Origin of the sequence: Streptomyces sp. NPDC102360, from assembly GCF_044766085.1 — a bacterium.
In the GTDB taxonomy this organism is placed as follows: Bacteria; Actinomycetota; Actinomycetes; order Streptomycetales; family Streptomycetaceae; genus Streptomyces.
Genome location: NZ_JBIWLG010000018.1, coordinates 38207 through 54996 on the forward strand (window position 1 = coordinate 38207; position 16790 = coordinate 54996).

A 16790-nucleotide genomic window follows, 5' to 3' on the forward strand; every position below is an offset into this window, starting at 1 on the left:
GGACAAATCGTCTTAACCGGCAATTTCCGGGCGCGCCTTGGCGGGCGCCCGTGGGCGCGCCCTCAGAGCCGGGAAACGTTCCGCTCGTACACCAGACGCAGCCCGATCAGCGTCAGCCACGGCTCGTGCTCGTCGATCACGGTGGCCTCGCCGAGGACCATCGGCGCGAGCCCGCCCGTCGCGATGACGGTCACGTCGTCCGGGTCCTCCGCGAGCTCCTTCGCCATCCGGTTCACGACCCCGTCGACCTGGCCCGCGAAGCCGTACACGATGCCCGCCTGCATCGCCTCGACCGTGTTCTTGCCGATGACGCTGCGCGGCCTGGCCAGCTCGATCTTGCGCAGCTGGGCGCCGCGCATGCCGAGCGCCTCGACGGAGATCTCGATGCCGGGCGCGATCACGCCGCCCGCGTACTCGCCGCGCGCGGACACCGCGTCGAAGGTCGTGGCCGTGCCGAAGTCCACGACGATCGCGGGACCGCCGTACATGTCGACGGCCGCGACCGCGTTGATGATGCGGTCGGCGCCGACCTCCTTGGGGTTGTCCATGAGGATCGGCACGCCGGTCTTGATGCCGGGTTCCACCAGGACGGCGGGCACGTCGCCGTAGTAGCGGCGGGTGACCTCGCGCAGCTCGTGCAGGACCGAGGGGACGGTCGAGCAGATGGCGATGCCGTCGATGCCGTCGCCCAGTTCGTCGCCGAGCAGCGGGTGCATGCCCATCAGGCCCTTGAGCAGGACGGCGAGTTCGTCGGCGGTCCTGCGCGCGTCCGTGGAGATGCGCCAGTGCTCGATGATCTCCTCGCCGTCGAAGAGGCCGAGGACGGTGTGGGTGTTGCCGACGTCGATGGTGAGCAGCATCAGGCGTCCGCCTCGCGGAGGTCGAGGCCGATGTCCAGGATCGGCGAGGAGTGGGTGAGCGCGCCCACGGCGAGGTAGTCGACGCCTGTCTTCGCATACGTAGCGGCGTTCTCCAGGGTGAGGCGGCCGGAGGACTCCAGGAGCGCGCGGCCGTCGGTGATCGCCACGGCCTCCTCGGTCTCACCCGGCGTGAAGTTGTCCAGGAGGATCAGGTCGGCGCCCGCGTCGAGCACCTCGCGCAGCTGGTGCAGGGTGTCGACCTCGACCTCGATCGGCAGTCCGGGGAAACGCTCGCGCACGGCCTGGAAGGCCTGGGCCACGCCGCCGGCCGCGACCACGTGGTTGTCCTTGACCAGGGCCGCGTCCGACAGGGACATGCGGTGGTTGACGCCGCCGCCCATACGGACCGCGTACTTCTCCAGGGAGCGAAGCCCGGGGGTCGTCTTGCGGGTGTCGCGGACCTTCGCCTTCGTGCCGTCCAGCACATCCGCCCACGCGCGCGTGGCCGTCGCGATGCCGGAGAGGCGGCACATGATGTTGAGCGCGGTGCGCTCGGCGGTGAGCAGGTCGCGGGTGCGGGTGGTGACCGACAGAAGCTTCTGGCCGGGCTCGATCCGGTCGCCGTCCTCCGCGTGCCGCTCGACCTCGAACTCGTCCGTGGCCACTACGGAGATGACCGCTTCGGCGACGCGCAGGCCTGCCACGACGCCCGCTTCGCGGGCCGTGAAGTCGGCGGTGGCGACGACCTCTTCGGGGATCGTGGCGACGGTCGTGACGTCCACACCGCCGTCCAGGTCCTCGGTGATCGCCATGTGGGCGATGTCCTCGATCTCGACCGGGTGCAGGCCCGCGTCGAGCAGTAGCTGGGCGAGCGACGGGTCGAGGCCGCACTCCATGACGTCGGTGGCGTTCTCGTCGCTGCCCTGCGCACAGCCGCAGTTGTCGCCGCAGCCGCCGCTGTCGGCGAGGGGGAGATCGGGGGTGGCGCTCACGTCGGTCACTGCTCCTGAGGGTTCTTGGCCGTTGCCGGGAAGTCTGCTGTGGGTGTGGTGTACGTGGCCAGAGTCCTGTCCGGATTCAGGCGTACGACGATGTGGCTGCGCCACGTGGCATCGTCGCGGTCCGGGTGGTCCTCGCGCCAGTGGCAGCCGCGGGTCTCCGCGCGGCGGCGCGCGGCGGCGACCAGGACGCGGGCCACGCACAGGAGGTTGGTGGCCTCCCAGGTGTCGACGCCGGGCTCGGCCGTCTTGCCGTTCTCCGTAAGGGAGTTGACCGCTTCGGCGTGGATGCGGCCGAGCTGGGCGGCGGCCTCGGCGAGTGACTCGCCGGAGCGCAGGACGCCCGCGCCCGCCGTCATCACGCGCTGGATGGCGAAGCGGGCCTCCGGGGGGAGCAGCGGGTGCGTCGGGGTCCGCGGGTGCTCCACGGGGGCGGGCACGCGCGCGAGGAGGCCGTCCTCCGCGTGCTGCCGCTCGATGTCGTCCGCGATGCGCTCCGCGTAGACGAGGCCTTCCAGAAGGGAGTTGGAGGCCAGCCGGTTCGCCCCGTGGACGCCCGTGCAGGCCGCCTCCCCGCACGCGTACAGGCCCGGCACCGTGGTGCGGCCGTGCAGGTCGGTGCGGACGCCTCCGGAGGCGTAGTGCGCGGCAGGGGCGATCGGGATCGGCTCGGTCACCGGGTCGATGCCGTGGGCGCGGCAGGCCGCGAGGATCGTGGGGAACCGGTGCTCCCACATGTCGGCGCCGAAGTGCCGTCCGTCGAGGTACATGTGCTCGGCGCCCTGCTCCAGCATGCGGCGCGTGATGCCCTTGGCGACGATGTCGCGGGGCGCCAGTTCGGCGAGTTCGTGCTGCCCCACCATGAAGCGCACGCCGTCCGCGTCCACCAGGTGGGCGCCTTCGCCGCGTACCGCTTCGGAGACGAGCGGCTGCTGGCCCTCGGCGTCCGCGCCCAGGAACAGCACGGTCGGGTGGAACTGGACGAATTCCAGGTCGCTGACCTCGGCGCCCGCGCGCAGGGCGAGGGCCACTCCGTCGCCCGTGGACACGTGCGGGTTCGTGGTCGCCGAGAAGACCTGGCCCATGCCGCCGGTCGCGAGGACGACCGCGGGGGCCAGGACCGCGCCGACGCCGTCGTGCTGGCCCTCCCCCATGACGTGCAGGGAGACTCCGGCCGTGCGGCCCTCGGTGTCCGTCAACAGGTCGAGGACCAGGGCGTTCTCGACGGTTTCCACGCCACGCGCGCGTACGGCCTCCACGAGGGCGCGGGAGATCTCCGCCCCGGTCGCGTCGCCGCCCGCGTGCGCGATGCGGCGCCGGTGGTGGCCGCCCTCGCGGGTCAGCTCCAGGTCGCCCTCGGCGGACTCGTCGAAGTGCGCGCCGGTCCCGATCAGCCGGCGGACGGCGTCGGGGCCCTCGGTGACGAGGGTGCGCACGGCCTCCTCGTCGCACAGCCCGACGCCCGCGACGAGGGTGTCGTCCAGGTGCTGCTCGGGGGTGTCGCCCTCGCCGAGCGCCGCGGCCACGCCGCCCTGCGCCCAGCGCGTGGAGCCTTCGTCGAGGCTGGCCTTGGTGACGACGACGGTGCGCAGGCCCGCGGCCTGGCAGCGCAGCGCCGCGGTCAGCCCCGCGACTCCGGAGCCGACGACCACGACGTCCGCTTCGACGTTCCAGCCGGGGGTGGGGGCGTGGAGCCGTATGCCGGTGCTGCTCACGAGTGGCCTCCGAAGGTCAGCGGCAGGTTGTCGATGAGGCGGGTGGCGCCCACCCGCGCGGCGACCGCGAGCACGGCCTCGCCCTCGAAGCCGTCGGTCACGTCGGTGAAGTCGCGCGGGTCGACGAGAGCCACGTAGTCGAGCTCGACCGGCGGCTGGAGGCGCTTGGACTCATCGAGGATCAGGCGGGCCGCCGCGAGGACGGCCGAGGGGGAGCCGGGGGACGCCGTCGCGACGGCGTGCGCGTCGGCGGCGGCGCGGGCCTCGCCTATCCTGCCGAGCGCCTTGGCCCGCGCGCGGGGGGTCGGGCTCTCGGCGGCACGCGCGCGCAGGGCCTCCTGCGCCGCATGTCGGTCGCGGCCCGTGAACAGGGCGTCGGAGAGCGCCAGCGCGGTGCGGCGCTCGGCCGGGGACAGGTAGCGGTTGCGGGAGGAGAGGGCCAGCCCGTCGTCCTCGCGGACCGTGGGTACGGCGACGATCTCCACGTCGAAGTTCAGATCGCGCACCATGCGGCGCACCAGCGCGAGCTGCTGCGCGTCCTTCTGGCCGAAGAGGGCCATGTCCGCGCGCGTGAGGTGCAGCAGCTTGGCGACCACGGTGAGCATGCCGTCGAAGTGGCCGGGGCGCGAGGCGCCTTCGAGCCGCTCCCCCATGGGGCCCGCCGTGATGCGGACCTCGGGCTGCCCGCCCGGGTAGACCTCGTCGACGGACGGGGCGAACACGACGTCCGCGCCCGCCTGTTCGGCGATCTTCACGTCCGCTTCCAGGGTGCGCGGATAGCGGTCGAGGTCCTCGCCGGCGCCGAACTGCAGCGGGTTCACGAAGACGGTGACGACCACTTCGCCATGCGCGCCCGCGCGTGTCCTGGCCGCACGGATCAGGGTCGCGTGGCCCTCGTGCAGGGCGCCCATCGTCATGACGACGACGCGCGGGCCGGTACGCGTGCGTGCCCGCATGTCCGCACCCTTGTGGACAAGCCGCGCATGCGACGTCTTCGCAGGGCCCGCCTGCGGAGGGTTCGTCTTCGTAGGGCTCGTCTTTATGGAGTCCGTGGGGCTGCTCATCGGGTCTCCTCCGCACCGGTCGCGAGGACGCCCAGCAGGTCCTCCGCGAGCTCCGGCTTCAACAGGCCGTGCGCGAGCGCGCGGTCGGCGGTCGCACGGGCCATCGCGAGATAGCCGGCGACGGTCTGCGGGGCGTGCTGGCGCAGCTCCGCGATGTGGGCGGCGACGGTGCCCGCGTCGCCGCGCGCCACCGGACCCGTGAGGGCCGCGTCGCCCGACCTGAGCGCGTTGTCGAGCGCCGCGCCGAGCAGCGGGCCCAGCATCCGGTCGGGAGCGCCCACGCCCGCCTCGCGGAGCAGTTCCATGGACTCCGCGATCAGGGTGACCAGGTGGTTGGCGCCGAGCGCGAGGGCCGCGTGGTAGAGCGCGCGGTTCTCCTCGGCGATCCACTCGGGTTCGCCGCCCATCTCGATGACCAGGGCCTCCGCGGCGAGCCGCAGCTCCTCGGGCGCGGTGACACCGAACGAGCAGCCCGCCAGGCGCTGGACGTCGACGGCGGTGCCGGTGAACGTCATCGCGGGATGCAGCGCGAGCGGCAGGCCGCCGGCGCGCAGCGCCGGTTCGAGGACCTTCGCGCCGTACCGCCCCGAGGTGTGCACGAGCAGCTGGCCAGGGCGTACGGCGCCGGTCTCGGCGAACCCCTCGACCAGGCCCGGCAGGACGTCGTCGGGGACGGTGAGAAGCACCAGGTCGGACTTGGCGAGGACCTCGGCGGGCGGCATCAGGGGCACGTCGGGCAGCAGCGTCGCCGCCCGCCGCACGGAGGCGTCGGAGACCGCGGAGACGGCGACCGGGCGGTGCCCGGCCAGTTGCAGGGACGCGGCGAGCGCGGGACCGACACGGCCCGCGCCGACGACGCCTACGGTGAGGCGGGCGGGGCGGTCCCTGGGGTCTGTGGGCTCGTTGGGGCCGGATCGTGGGTTCGGAGGGGGTGTTGTCACGAGGCGATGGCCTTCCGTTCCAGTCCGCTCGGGGTACCGGACGATTTCTCGTCATGTTAACGCTATCTGTCCGCGCGGGTCCCGGTCGTCCACAGGCTGTGGGCAAGCACACGCGGGTGCGCCATGATCGACAGATGGACGGAACCGCCGAGAACACTGCCACCTCCGAGAAAACGCAGGCCGAACGGCTGATCTCGGCATTGCGGGGCGCGGAGCGCACACTGGCCCGCAGACCGAACGAGGCCACCTTGGGCGAGCGGTGGGAGAGCCTGTCCGCCGCCGCCGCGACGGTGGCCGACCTGTCGGGCGACGTCGACATCTACGGGGACGGCGTCGTGGCCGACCTGGAGACGAAGGTCGCCGCACTGCTCGGCAAGGAGGCGGCCGCCTTCTTCCCCACCGGCACGATGGCCCAGCAGGTCGCACTGCGCTGCTGGGCGGGCCGCACCGGCGACTCCACGGTGGCCCTGCACCCGCTGGCGCACCCCGAGGTCCACGAGCGGGAGGCGCTGACCACGGTGGCGGGGCTGCGCACCGTGCACCCCACCAAGGCGGCGCGGCAGATCGGCGCCGATGACGTGCACGACCTGGCCGAGCCGTTCGGGACGCTGATGCTCGAACTGCCGCTCAGGGACGCCGGATTCGTGCTGCCCACCTGGGAGGAGCTGGAGGAGGTCTGCGAGGCGGCACGCGCGCGTGACGCCGTGATCCACTTCGACGGCGCCCGCCTGTGGGAGACCACGACGCACTTCGGGCGCCCTCTGGACGAGATCGCGGAGCTCGCGGACAGCGTCTACGTGTCGTTCTACAAGTCGCTCGGCGGCCTCAGCGGCGCGGTGCTCGCGGGCCCGGAGTCGTTCATCGGCGAGGCGAGGGCCTGGCGGCACCGCTACGGCGGCCAGGTCTTCCAGCAGTTCCCGCAGGCGATCGCGGGGCTGGTGGGTCTTGAGCGGGAGTTGCCGCGGCTCCCCGAATACGTGGCGCACGCGCGCGTGGTCGCGCAGGCGCTGGTGGAGGGCTTCGCCAAGGCCGGTGTCACCGGGGCGCGGGTGTTCCCCGAGGTGCCGCACACGCACCAGTTCAAGGTCTGGCTGCCTTACGACGCCGAAGCGCTCACGGAGGCCGGGATCGCACAGGCGGAGGAGACGCGGACGGCACTGTTCGCGCGCTGGTCGGACGAGGGCACGGTGCCGGGGCTCGCGGCCACGGAGGTCACGGTCGCCGCGGCGGGGCTCGGGTGGGGCCCGGACGACGTCCGCGCGGCCGTCGCGGACTTCGTGGAATTCTTGGAGCGCCTGCGGTGACCGGAGCTCAGCAACCGGCGGCGTGACCGCGGCGCCCCGACAGCAGGCGGGTCAGCGCCGCCCGGATCCGGCCGCGGGCCGGGCGGCCGGCGACGACCGCCTTGAACCGGCGGTAGTCGCGCAGCTCCCGGAGGGCGTCCACCTCGTGCCGGCCGGGGGCCGGCGGGGCCGCTTCGCCGCGCTGGGCGGCGCGGTAGAGGTCGATGGCGTACTGCTGGGTGACGCTCATGTCGAACACCTCGCTCTTCATCTCGATTGTCGCGCTGTGCACCGAAATCAGCCTGTTTGCTGCTGTTCGGGACTGATGAGTACGAGATTGCGCCCGGCGCCGCCGCGCGGTCACGTCGATTGACGGGAGCCGTCAATCGACGACCCGACTGTCAGTGGCGGCGTGCACCATGGGGTCATGAGCGTGCGCATCGACATCACGGGCCTGACGCCCGAGCGGATCCATGTCGTGCCCTCGCCCCTGGCCGAGCTGGGCATGGCGCTGCACGCGCTGTCGGAGCCCGCGCACCATCCGGGGCTGCAGGGGTGGACGACGAGCGTGGCCGCGTGCCTGGACCCGTGTCTCGCGGACCGGATGTGCGAGGCGGACTTCCTGTGGCGGACGACGTTCTCGGACGTGTTCACGCCGTCCGCCGGTATCCCGGGGCGGCGCACCCTGCCCGGTGCCACGCTCGCCGAGGAGCTGGACCTGCTCGACAAGCTCTCCGACGAGCAGTTCGTGGACGCGGCCCTGGAGTTCACGTGCCAGTCGCAGTACGCGGAGCGGGTGGTGAGCCGGCTCGACGACCCGGGCACCCGCGAGCGCGCGCTCGAGCTCGCGGCCGCGCGCGGCGCACCTCAGGTCCGGTTCACCCAGCGCCTGCTGGAGGACCCGCCCGCCGTCAGGTCATGGTTCCGCGAGCTGCTGCAGGACTGCGACGAGGCGTTCTTCTCGGACGTATGGGCGCGCGTGCGGCACCAGTTGGCGGCCGACGCACGGCACAAGACCGAGGTGCTGCGCCGCAAGGGGCTCGGGGAGGCCCTCGCGGCGACCTCCTCGGCGGTCGCGCTCGACGAGGCGGGCGGCGCCGTCGTCGTCGACAAGATCTCCGTGGGGCGTACGGAGACCGGCAGCGGCAATCTGATCCTGACGCCGACCAGCCTGGGGTGGCCGCATCTGTGGGTGCTGCACCGCAAGGGCTGGCAACCGATGATCACGTACCCGATCGCCTCCCCGGGGCTCACCACACCGCCCTCCGTCGAGCAGCTGACGCGCCGCATGTCGGCGCTGGCCCACCCGACGCGCATGCGGCTGTGCCGGCATCTGGCCCGGGGGGCGTACACGACAAGTGAGCTGGCCGACGCGCACGGCATGTCCGCGCCGGAGATATCCCGGCACCTGTCGGTGTTGAAGAAGGCCGGCCTGATCACGACGCGGCGGCGCGGCCGCTACGTACAGCACCAGTTGGACCTCAGCGTCGTCTCCCGCCTCGGCGGGGACTTCATCGAGGGGGTGCTCCGCTGACCACCCGCGCCCGGACCACCCGCACCGTCCGGACCGCCCGGTCTCAGGCCCCCGCGCCGCCCGCCCGGACGAGCCCCGTCTCGTAGGCGAGGACGACGACCTGGACCCGGTCGCGCAGGTCGAGCTTGGTCAGGATGCGGCCCACATGGGTCTTCACCGTGGCCTCGGACAGCACCAGGCGCGCGGCGATCTCGCCGTTCGAGTGCCCCTGGGCGACCAGGACCATGACCTCGCGCTCGCGCTCGGTGAGCCGCTCGAGCCGCTTGTGCTGCGGCTGGTCGGGGCTGCTCGGCAGCATCGGGGCGAACCGGTCGAGCAGCCGCCGGGTCGTGGACGGGGCGACCACCGCGTCGCCGCTGTGCACGGAGCGGATCGCGGTGAGCAGCTCGCCCGGCGGCACGTCCTTGAGCATGAAGCCGGAGGCTCCCGCCCTGAGCCCCGAGAACGCGTACTCGTCGAGGTCGAAGGTGGTCAGGATGAGGACCTTGGGCGGGTCGGACTCGGCGCAGATCCGCCGCGTCGTCTCCACCCCGTCGAGCTTCGGCATGCGGACGTCCATGAGCACCACATCCACGGAGGTCGAGCGCAGCACCTCCAGCGCCTCCACGCCGTCGCCCGCTTCGGCGACGACCTCCATGTCCGGCTGTGCGGCGAGCACCATCCGGAAGCCGGTGCGCAGCAGCACCTGGTCGTCGACGAGCATGACCTTGATCGACATCGGGCGGTCCTCACTTGTACCTGTCGGTGGACTTGTACGTGTCATCGGTGGACTTGTACGTGTCAATGGGCGGGCTTCAGAGGCAGCAGCACGCTGATGCGGAAGCCACCGCCGGGCCGCGGTCCCGCGTCCAGCGTGCCGCCGACCATACCCACGCGCTCGCGCATGCCGATCAGGCCGTGGCCACGGCCGTCCGCGCCCCCGTCCTCGTACAGCTCGTGCGGGGCACCCTTGCCGTCGTCCTCGACGAGCAGGCCGAGCCCGTCGTCGAAGTAGACGAGGCGGACGCTCGCGCCCGCGTTCGGGCCGCCGTGCTTACGGGTGTTGGTGAGGGCTTCCTGGACGATGCGGTACGCGGTCAGCTCGACGCCGCTGGGCAGCGGGCGCGGGGTGCCCTCCACCCTGAAGTCGACCGGGAGGCCCGCCGTGCGCACCTCGTCGACGAGCTCCTCTATCTGCTCGACGTCGGGCTGCGGAACGTACTCGCCGGCCTCCTCGTGCTCGCCGGTGCGCAGCACGCCGAGCAGCCTGCGCATCTCCGCGAGCGCCTGCCTTCCGGTGCCCGAGATGGTCTCCAGGGCCTTCTTGGCCTGATCCGGGGCCTGGTCGAGGACGTACGCGGCGCCGTCGGCCTGCACCACCATCACCGACACGTTGTGCGCGACGACGTCGTGCAACTCGCGTGCGATGCGCGCCCGTTCGGCCGCCACCGCGACCTTCGACTGCGCCTCGCGCTCCTTCTCCAGGCGGTTGGCGCGCTCCTCCAGCTGTGCCATGTACGCGCGTCTGGTGCGCAGCGAGTCGCCGAGCACCCAGGCGAGGGCGAACGGCACCATCTGGAAGACCGTGACGAGGATCTGGCCCGTGATGCTGATCTGGCCGACGGTGGTCCAGCGGAGCTGGGCGAGCGGCGCCGCGAGCAGTCCCCCTGCGAGGCCGAGGCGGGACGCCCAGGGCGGCCCGCTCACCGCGCAGGTGTAGATGATGACCAGCATCGCGAAGTCCGACGGGTTGGTCTTCGCGTCGAACACCAGCTGGCCGAGGCCCGTGGCCACCGCGAGCAGCAGCATCTTCTCCGGCATCCGGCGGCGCAGCGCGACCACCACGGACATCAGGACGGCGCAGACGATCAGCGCGGCCTCGTTCCCGTGCGTCGTACCGCCCCCGACACCGCCCGACGCGGTCACGGACACGCCGAGAAGAATCACGGCCCAGAAGCCGTCGACCCACGTCGGGTGTCTGCGGATGAAGTCGTAGACGCGCTGCACGTAACCCAGAGTAGGGAAGCGTGCAGCGTGCAGGGGTCAACCGGAGGGTCGATCCGGACCCGGCGCGCGTACTCCTGAAGGTGGAGGGACCCCACGGCGCATGCGCCCGGCGCACATAGCCTTCAGGTGTGGAGAACCGACAACAGGCGGCGCCGCGCGGGTGGCGCGCGGCCACCGAAGAGGCGCTGTACGGACCGGCCGGCTTCTACCGGAGGACCGAGGGCCCTGCCGGGCATTTCCGCACGTCGGTGCATGCGTCGCCCCTGTTCGCCGGAGCCGTCGCCGAGCTGTTGTGCCGGGTGGACGCGGCTCTCGGCGAACCCGCCGAGTTGGCGTTCATCGACATGGCGGCGGGCCGCGGCGAGCTGGTTTCGCGCGTCCTACAGGTGCTGCCGGAAAAAGTGGCGCTACGCGTGCGTGCCTACGCGGTGGAGAAGGCGGAACCTCCCGCCGGACTCGACCACCGGATCGATTGGCGGTCCGATCCGCCCGCCGGTGTCACCGGACTCCTCTTCGCGAACGAGTGGCTCGACAACGTGCCCCTGGAAGTCGTCGAGGCCGACGCGGACGGCACGGCCCGGCTGGTCCTCGTACACGAGGACGGCACGGAGAGCCTCGGCACCGGGGCCCCCGACGAGGCGTCGGCGGACTGGCTGCGCCAGTGGTGGCCGCTGCCGCCCGAGCCGGGCCTGCGCGCCGAGGTGGGCCGCCCCCGCGACGAGGCCTGGGCGGCCGCCGTAGGCGCCCTGGGGCGCGGCCTGGCGGTGGCGGTGGACTACGCGCACACGCGCGCCTCCCGGCCGCCCTTCGGCACGCTCACCGGCTTTCGCGGGGGCCGGGAGACGAGGCCCGTGCCCGACGGCTCCTGCGACATCACGGCGCACGTGGCCCTGGACGCGTGCGCGACCGCTCCGGGCGCCCGCCTCCTCACGCAGCGCGCCGCCCTGCGGGCCCTCGGCGTCACCGCGGACCGCCCGCCGCTGACCCTCGCTTCGCAGGACCCGGCGGCGTACGTCCGGGCGCTCGCGGGCGCCGGAGAGGCCGCGGAGCTGACCGCGCGCGGCGGGCTCGGCGACTTCGGCTGGCTGGTCGAACCGGTGGGTCTCCCCGCGGACCGCCTACTTGTCGATGTCCCCGACCACGAAGAACAGTGACCCGAGGATCGCCACCATGTCGGCGACGAGCGTCCCCGGAAGCAGCTCGGTCAGCGCCTGGATGTTGTTGTACGAGGCGGAGCGCAGCTTGAGCCGGTACGGCGTCTTCTCTCCCTTGGAGACGAGGTAGTAGCCGTTGATGCCGAGCGGGTTCTCCGTCCACGCGTACGTGTGGCCCTCGGGTGCCTTGAGGACCTTCGGGAGGCGCTGGTTGACCGGGCCCTGCGGCAGGTCCGCGATCCGGTCCAGGCAGGCGTCGGCGAGGTCGAGCGCGTTGTGTGCCTGCTCCAGGAGGCACTCGAACCGGGCCAGGCAGTCGCCTTCTTGTCGCGTGACGACCTTCAGGGTGTCCTGCAGCTCTCCGTAGGCGAGGTACGGCTCGTCGCGCCTGAGGTCGAAGTCGACGCCGGAGCCGCGGGCGATCGGGCCGCTGACTCCGTAGGCGTGCGCGGCCTCGGCGGACAGCACGCCCACCCCGCGCGTGCGGCCCCGGAAGATCTCGTTGCCGAGCACGAGGTTGTCGTAGACGTCCATGCGGGAGCGCACGCTGGCGACGGCCGCACGCGCGCGGGTGGTCCAGCCGAGCGGCAGATCCTCCTTGAGGCCGCCGACGCGGTTGAACATGTAGTGCATGCGCCCGCCGGAGACCTCCTCCATGACGTTCTGGAGTTCCTCGCGCTCACGGAAGGCGTGGAAGACGGGCGTGATCCCGCCCAGTTCGAGCGGGTACGAACCCAGGAACATCAGATGGTTGAGCACCCGGTTCAGCTCGGCGAGCAGCGTCCGCAGCCACACGGCGCGCTCCGGTACCTCCATGCCCAGCATCCGCTCGACGGCGAGCACGACGCCCAGTTCGTTCGAGAACGCGGACAGCCAGTCGTGGCGGTTGGCGAGCATCACGATCTGCCGGTAGTCGCGCGCTTCGAAGAGCTTCTCGGCACCGCGGTGCATGTAGCCGATGACCGGCTCCGCCTGCTGGATCCGTTCGCCGTCGAGCACGAGACGCAGGCGCAGCACACCATGGGTGGAAGGGTGCTGCGGCCCGATGTTGAGCACCATGTCGGTGCTCTCCGCGGCACCACCGATGCCGACCGTGGCCTGAGTCGTGGGCGTCATGGACACAGTCTCTCGTACGTAGGGTGGCCCCATGAAGACAGGGCCGACAGGGGCGGCGGGCGCGACAGGGCCGACGGGCACCACAGGGCCGGAGTGGACCGGGCTGCCCGCCGGGCTGCTGAAACTTCGCCGCCTTCTGCTGCTCGTGTGGCTGGTGCCGCTGACGGTGGCACTCGTGGTGCTGCTCGCCATGTTCGTGGGTCCCGGATGGGCGGCGTTCGGCGTGCTTCCCCTTGTGGTCCTGGTGTGGGGCTGGGTGATGCTCGGCCGCAACTGGCGCTCGTGGCGGTACGCGGAGCGGGCCGACGACCTGCTGATCACCCGCGGGGTCCTGTGGCACGAGGAGACGATCGTGCCGTACGGGCGGATGCAGCTCGTCGAGGTGACATCCGGCCCGCTGGAGCGGAAGTTCGGCCTGGCCAGCCTTCAGCTGCACACCGCCGCCGCGGCCACCGACGCGACGATCCCCGGGCTCGCGCCCGCGGAGGCCGAGCGGCTTCGCGACCGGCTGACCGAACTCGGCGAGGCCCGATCGGCGGGCCTGTGACGGCCTCCCGCGTCCCCGACGGCGCCCCGGCCCAGGAGCCCGCTCAGGACGTGCGAGAGCGCCGTCTGCACCCCGTCACGCCGCTGCGCCGCGCGTGGGCGCCCATCGCGATCCTGCTCGGCTGGGCCGTCCACGACATGGACCAGGCGCAGCGCCAGCTCGCCCACCTCACCACCGCCATGCTGCTGATCGGGATCGGGGTGCTGGTTCCGGCCGCCGCCCTGTACGGATTCCTCACCTGGTGGTTCACGCACTTCGCGGTGACCGACACCGAACTGCGCATCCGTACGGGCCTGTTGTTCCGCCGCACCGCACACATCCGGCTCGACCGCCTCCAGGCGGTGGATGTCACGCAGCCGCTTCTCGCCCGCTTCGTAGGCGTGGCCAAGCTGAAACTCGACGTAGTAGGAGCCGACAAGAAGGACGAGCTCGCCTTCTTGGGAGAGCGCGAGGCCGGGAAGCTGCGGGCCGAACTCCTCGCCCGGGCCGCCGGATTCGCGCCCGAGTCGGCGCAGGACGTGGGCGAGGCGCCGGCGCGGCCGATCCTGCACACGCCCCCGCGGATGCTCGCGGTGGCGCTGCTCCTGACGGGCGCGCCCTGGGCGATGCTGCTCGCCGCGGTCGCCGTCCCGACGTTCCTGTGGTTCGCCACCCACAACCTGTGGACAGTGATCGCGGTCGCGGTGCCGCTCGTCGGCGGGGCCTTCACCAACAGCGCGGGCCGGTTCATCAAGGAGTACGACTGGACGGTCGGCGAGTCGCAGGACGGGCTGCGCATCGACCACGGGCTGCTCGACCGGGTGCACGAGACGGTGCCGCCCGGGCGGGTGCAGACCGTACGGATCGTCGAGCCGCTGCTGTGGCGGCGCCGCGGCTGGGTCCGCGTCGAGCTGCACGTCGCCGGGTCCTCGAACACCGTGCTCGTTCCCGTGGCGCCGCGCGAGCACGCCGAGGACGTCGTCGCGCGGATCCTGCCGGGGGTCTCGGTGCCGAAGCCGGACGACTTCGCGGCGGTACCGCGGCGCGGGCGCTGGTGCGTCCCGGTGTGGTGGCGGAGCTACGGAGTGGCGGTCACGGAGACGGTGTTCGCCGCGCGCCACGGACTGCTGCAGCGCCGTCTCTCGCTCGTCCCGCACGCCAAGGTGCAGAGCGTGCGCCTCACCCAGGGGCCCTGGGAGCGGTACTGGCGCGTCGCCGACCTGCACCTCGACACCGGCGCCAACAAGACGGTGACGGCCCGCCTGAGGGACGTGGACGAGGCGTCCGACCTCCTGCGGGCCCAGGCGGACCGGTCCCGTACGGGGCGGCGCGACGCGCGGCCGGACCGATGGATGGCGGGGGCGTGATCCCGGGAACGTCACACCCGGGACGTCACGCCTGAAGCGCCGACCTCAGCTCGCCCATGTCGATCTGCTCCGTCTCGTCGTGCGCGGTCAGGTCGATGACCTGCTGCTCGCGCTCGGCGTCTTCGGAGGCTTCGCTGTCCGTCTCGGACTTGACCTCGGGCTCGGCCTCGGACTTGGCCTCGGACTCGGTCGCCACTTCGGCCTGCGACTCGGCCTCCGGCTCCTCCGCCTGGTCGACCTCGGCCTCGACCTCCGCCGCCAGCTCCTCCCCCACGACATCCGCCAGGTCTTCCTGGCCGTGCACGGAACGCCCCGCGCCGAAGAAGTCGAAAGCGCCCTGCGGGACCTTCCGCACGGGTGCCGCGGGTACGACCATCGCGGCGGCAGGCACGGTGAAGTGGCCGGCCGCCGCCTCGGACTTCCCCCGTGAATCGGCCTCCTCCGCGGCGGGCGCCGCCGGTTCGGGCCGCGCGAGACGCTTGAGCGCGACATTGGCCCGCCGGTACATCTCCGGGGTCGGCCTGCCCGGCACGGCAGGGGGCACGGGCGGCAGCGCCTTCGCCGGGGCGGCGGCCTCTATCGCGAGCCGGCGCCGGCCTTCGAGTGCGCTGGCCCGCTCCGTCTCCGCGTTCGCGTACCGCCGCAGCAGCGCCGCGTGCTCGCCCCGCAGCGCGGCGAGCTCGGCACGCTTCGCCCGCAGCTTGCCCTCCAGGCGGGTGCGCAGCTCACGCGACTCGTCGAGGTCGCCCTCCAGCTCCGCCACGGCCTCCTCGTGCCGCCACCGCTCGCTCGCGGCGCCGCGCGTCAGCTCGGCGACCCGCTTGCCCGCGAGCCGGTCCCAGCGGCGCATCACCACGGCGCCGACCACCGCCGCGGCGGCAGCCGCCGCGGCGACACCCCTCAGCACGAGCGGATCCTCGGACAGCCAGGCGGCCCCCGCACAGACGAGAGGCACACCGGCGATCACCGTCGGCGGCAGAAGGCGGTGCAGGGGCGGAGAATGGCGGTGGCGTCCACGTGGCATGGCCAGAAACTTACCGCGCGTAGGCAAATCGCGAAGCCCCGCCCGGCAAAATTCGGACACACCTGTCACAGAAACCACCTAACCCCCGCGCCCACAGGGTCACTTAGCGCCGTGGAGCCCTCTCGGTGGGGGCCAATCGGCGGAGACCAATCGGCAGTCGGCGGAGCCCAATCGGCGGAGACCAAGTTTCAAGATCATTTTCCGACGAGGTCCTTGGACTCCAGATACTCCTTCGCGACATCGCCTTCCTTCTGCCGCTCGGCGTCGACCTTCCGGTTCAGCTCGACGAGATCATCGGTCGTGAGCGTCTTCGTCAACTTCCCGAGGACATCGGCGATCTTCTTGTCGCCCGCATCCTTGGCGTTCACCACCGGAACGATGTTGTCCGCGTTCTGCAGCTTCTTGTCGTCCTCCAGAAGTACGAGCCCGAAGTTCTCCAGCGTCGCGTCCGTCGTGGTCGTCAGGACCAGCTGGTCCGTGCCGTTCTTCACCGCCTGCTTCGACTGCGTGGTGCCGACGCCCTTGGGGTCGATTCCCGTGACATCGATCCCGTACGACTTCTTGAGTCCCGGCGCGCAGAACGGCCGGGTCTCGCATTCGTCACCGGCCGCGATCTTCACCTTCTGGCCCGACTTGCCAAGATCCGAAAGGGTCTTCAACTTGTGCTTCCCGGCAAAGTCCTTGCTCACCGCGAACGCGTTCTGATCGACGGCCTCTCCCGCGTCCAGAACCTTCAGCCCCTGCGGCTCGGCCAGCTTGCGCAGCGCGGTCACCGTGGCATCGGCATCGCTCGACGCCACCGGCTTCGCCTTGGGCCCGTTCTCCTTCAGGTTGAGGAATTCGGCGAGCGTCGCCGCGTATTCGGGCACCACGTCGATGGCGCCCTTCGCGAGCTGCGGTTCGTAGATCTCCCGGTTCTCCACCGTCTTGACCGACGCGTCGTACCCGGCGTCGGCCAATATCTGCCGGTACAGCTCACCGAGCACCTTGGCCTCGGTGAAACGCGCGGCGCCGATGACGACCTTGCCCTTCCCGCCGCCACCCGACCCGCCCGCATCGTCCTTGCCCTCAAGGCTGTCGCCGCCGCACGCGGTCAGCCCCGCGGTCAGCGCACCCACGGTCACGGCCGCCAGGGCCACTCGACGCGTTCTGCTGTTCATCGCTCTCCTCGTCGCACTGCCGGAACTGACAACAAACACAAGTCCTCTGGCCCGAGCCCCGA

The 16790-nt window shown here is 72.0% G+C and carries 16 protein-coding genes; 5 read left to right on the top strand and 11 right to left on the bottom strand.

Annotated features, from left to right (window positions below; translation table 11 throughout):
• Positions 1 to 62: 62 nt before the first annotated feature.
• The 5 genes from ACIRHA_RS39945 to ACIRHA_RS39965 all read right to left on the bottom strand — a co-directional run bounded on the left by ACIRHA_RS39945 (position 63) and on the right by ACIRHA_RS39965 (position 5578).
• Positions 63 to 860 (bottom strand): type III pantothenate kinase, encoded by a 798-nt coding sequence (locus ACIRHA_RS39945; protein ID WP_403856213.1) that lies wholly within the window; start codon positions 858 to 860, stop codon positions 63 to 65.
• Positions 860 to 1861: a carboxylating nicotinate-nucleotide diphosphorylase gene (nadC, locus tag ACIRHA_RS39950; RefSeq protein WP_403856215.1), complete on the bottom strand. Its 1002-nt coding sequence runs from the start codon at positions 1859 to 1861 to the stop codon at positions 860 to 862. Before nadC ends, ACIRHA_RS39945 begins: the two co-directional genes overlap by 1 nt.
• Positions 1858 to 3573 (bottom strand): L-aspartate oxidase, encoded by a 1716-nt coding sequence (locus ACIRHA_RS39955; protein ID WP_403856217.1) that lies wholly within the window; start codon positions 3571 to 3573, stop codon positions 1858 to 1860. Before ACIRHA_RS39955 ends, nadC begins: the two co-directional genes overlap by 4 nt.
• A complete protein-coding gene (panC, locus tag ACIRHA_RS39960; protein ID WP_403856353.1) occupies positions 3570 to 4529 on the bottom strand; it encodes a pantoate--beta-alanine ligase in 960 nt (319 codons plus the stop codon). Before panC ends, ACIRHA_RS39955 begins: the two co-directional genes overlap by 4 nt.
• A 104-nt stretch (positions 4530 to 4633) precedes the next feature.
• A complete protein-coding gene (locus ACIRHA_RS39965) occupies positions 4634 to 5578 on the bottom strand; it encodes a Rossmann-like and DUF2520 domain-containing protein (RefSeq protein ID WP_403856219.1) in 945 nt (314 codons plus the stop codon).
• A gap of 134 nt (positions 5579 to 5712) precedes the next feature.
• Between ACIRHA_RS39965 and ACIRHA_RS39970 the strand changes: the two genes are divergently transcribed.
• Positions 5713 to 6882, top strand: coding sequence for a threonine aldolase family protein (locus tag ACIRHA_RS39970; RefSeq protein ID WP_403856221.1), 1170 nt, complete (start codon positions 5713 to 5715; stop codon positions 6880 to 6882).
• 7 nt (positions 6883 to 6889) lie between these two features.
• On the opposite strand, the gene ACIRHA_RS39975 is transcribed toward ACIRHA_RS39970, so the two are convergent.
• Complete coding sequence (locus tag ACIRHA_RS39975; protein WP_403856223.1) at positions 6890 to 7153, bottom strand: hypothetical protein; 264 nt, start codon at positions 7151 to 7153, stop codon at positions 6890 to 6892.
• 135 nt (positions 7154 to 7288) lie between these two features.
• Here ACIRHA_RS39975 and ACIRHA_RS39980 point away from each other — a divergent pair, with 135 nt between their 5' ends.
• Positions 7289 to 8395 (top strand): DUF5937 family protein, encoded by a 1107-nt coding sequence (locus ACIRHA_RS39980; protein WP_403856225.1) that lies wholly within the window; start codon positions 7289 to 7291, stop codon positions 8393 to 8395.
• A gap of 43 nt (positions 8396 to 8438) precedes the next feature.
• Here the strand turns inward: ACIRHA_RS39980 and ACIRHA_RS39985 are convergent, their stop codons facing one another.
• Positions 8439 to 9113: a response regulator gene (locus tag ACIRHA_RS39985; RefSeq protein ID WP_403856227.1), complete on the bottom strand. Its 675-nt coding sequence runs from the start codon at positions 9111 to 9113 to the stop codon at positions 8439 to 8441.
• 62 nt (positions 9114 to 9175) lie between these two features.
• Positions 9176 to 10381, bottom strand: a complete 1206-nt coding sequence (locus ACIRHA_RS39990; RefSeq protein ID WP_403856229.1) for a sensor histidine kinase — start codon at positions 10379 to 10381, stop codon at positions 9176 to 9178.
• 128 nt (positions 10382 to 10509) lie between these two features.
• On the opposite strand from ACIRHA_RS39990, the gene ACIRHA_RS39995 reads away from it, so the two are divergent.
• Positions 10510 to 11535: an SAM-dependent methyltransferase gene (locus ACIRHA_RS39995; RefSeq protein WP_403856231.1), complete on the top strand. Its 1026-nt coding sequence runs from the start codon at positions 10510 to 10512 to the stop codon at positions 11533 to 11535.
• On the opposite strand, the gene ACIRHA_RS40000 is transcribed toward ACIRHA_RS39995, so the two are convergent.
• On the bottom strand, positions 11500 to 12684 hold the full coding sequence (locus ACIRHA_RS40000) for an NADH-quinone oxidoreductase subunit D (RefSeq protein WP_403856233.1): 1185 nt from the start codon (positions 12682 to 12684) through the stop codon (positions 11500 to 11502). The genes ACIRHA_RS39995 and ACIRHA_RS40000 overlap by 36 nt on opposite strands.
• On the opposite strand from ACIRHA_RS40000, the gene ACIRHA_RS40005 reads away from it, so the two are divergent.
• Positions 12683 to 13198, top strand: coding sequence for a PH domain-containing protein (locus ACIRHA_RS40005; protein WP_403856235.1), 516 nt, complete (start codon positions 12683 to 12685; stop codon positions 13196 to 13198). The two genes, ACIRHA_RS40000 and ACIRHA_RS40005, sit on opposite strands and share 2 nt — an antisense overlap.
• 50 nt (positions 13199 to 13248) lie before the next feature.
• Entirely contained in the window at positions 13249 to 14544 is a 1296-nt protein-coding gene (locus ACIRHA_RS40010; protein ID WP_403856237.1) for a PH domain-containing protein, read from the top strand.
• A 25-nt stretch (positions 14545 to 14569) separates the two neighbouring features.
• Here ACIRHA_RS40010 and ACIRHA_RS40015 read toward each other — a convergent pair whose 3' ends face one another.
• Both ACIRHA_RS40015 and ACIRHA_RS40020 read right to left on the bottom strand, forming a co-directional pair.
• Positions 14570 to 15568: a hypothetical protein gene (locus ACIRHA_RS40015; protein ID WP_403856239.1), complete on the bottom strand. Its 999-nt coding sequence runs from the start codon at positions 15566 to 15568 to the stop codon at positions 14570 to 14572.
• A 194-nt stretch (positions 15569 to 15762) separates the two neighbouring features.
• Positions 15763 to 16728, bottom strand: coding sequence for an ABC transporter substrate-binding protein (locus ACIRHA_RS40020; RefSeq protein ID WP_403856241.1), 966 nt, complete (start codon positions 16726 to 16728; stop codon positions 15763 to 15765).
• Positions 16729 to 16790 lie beyond the last annotated feature (62 nt).

Bases quoted from the DNA above. Each gene is read 5' to 3' on its own strand.
- ACIRHA_RS39945 (WP_403856213.1), bottom strand. From the start codon at position 860: ATGCTGCTCACCATCGACGTCGGCAACACCCACACCGTCCTCGGCCTC.
- panC (WP_403856353.1), bottom strand. From the start codon at position 4,529: ATGCGGGCACGCACGCGTACCGGCCCGCGCGTCGTCGTCATGACGATG.
- ACIRHA_RS39970 (WP_403856221.1), top strand. From the start codon at position 5,713: ATGGACGGAACCGCCGAGAACACTGCCACCTCCGAGAAAACGCAGGCC.
- ACIRHA_RS39980 (WP_403856225.1), top strand. From the start codon at position 7,289: ATGAGCGTGCGCATCGACATCACGGGCCTGACGCCCGAGCGGATCCAT.
- ACIRHA_RS39985 (WP_403856227.1), bottom strand. From the start codon at position 9,113: ATGTCGATCAAGGTCATGCTCGTCGACGACCAGGTGCTGCTGCGCACC.
- ACIRHA_RS40005 (WP_403856235.1), top strand. From the start codon at position 12,683: ATGAAGACAGGGCCGACAGGGGCGGCGGGCGCGACAGGGCCGACGGGC.
- ACIRHA_RS40000 (WP_403856233.1), bottom strand. From the start codon at position 12,684: ATGGGGCCACCCTACGTACGAGAGACTGTGTCCATGACGCCCACGACT.
- ACIRHA_RS40015 (WP_403856239.1), bottom strand. From the start codon at position 15,568: ATGCCACGTGGACGCCACCGCCATTCTCCGCCCCTGCACCGCCTTCTG.
- ACIRHA_RS40020 (WP_403856241.1), bottom strand. From the start codon at position 16,728: ATGAACAGCAGAACGCGTCGAGTGGCCCTGGCGGCCGTGACCGTGGGT.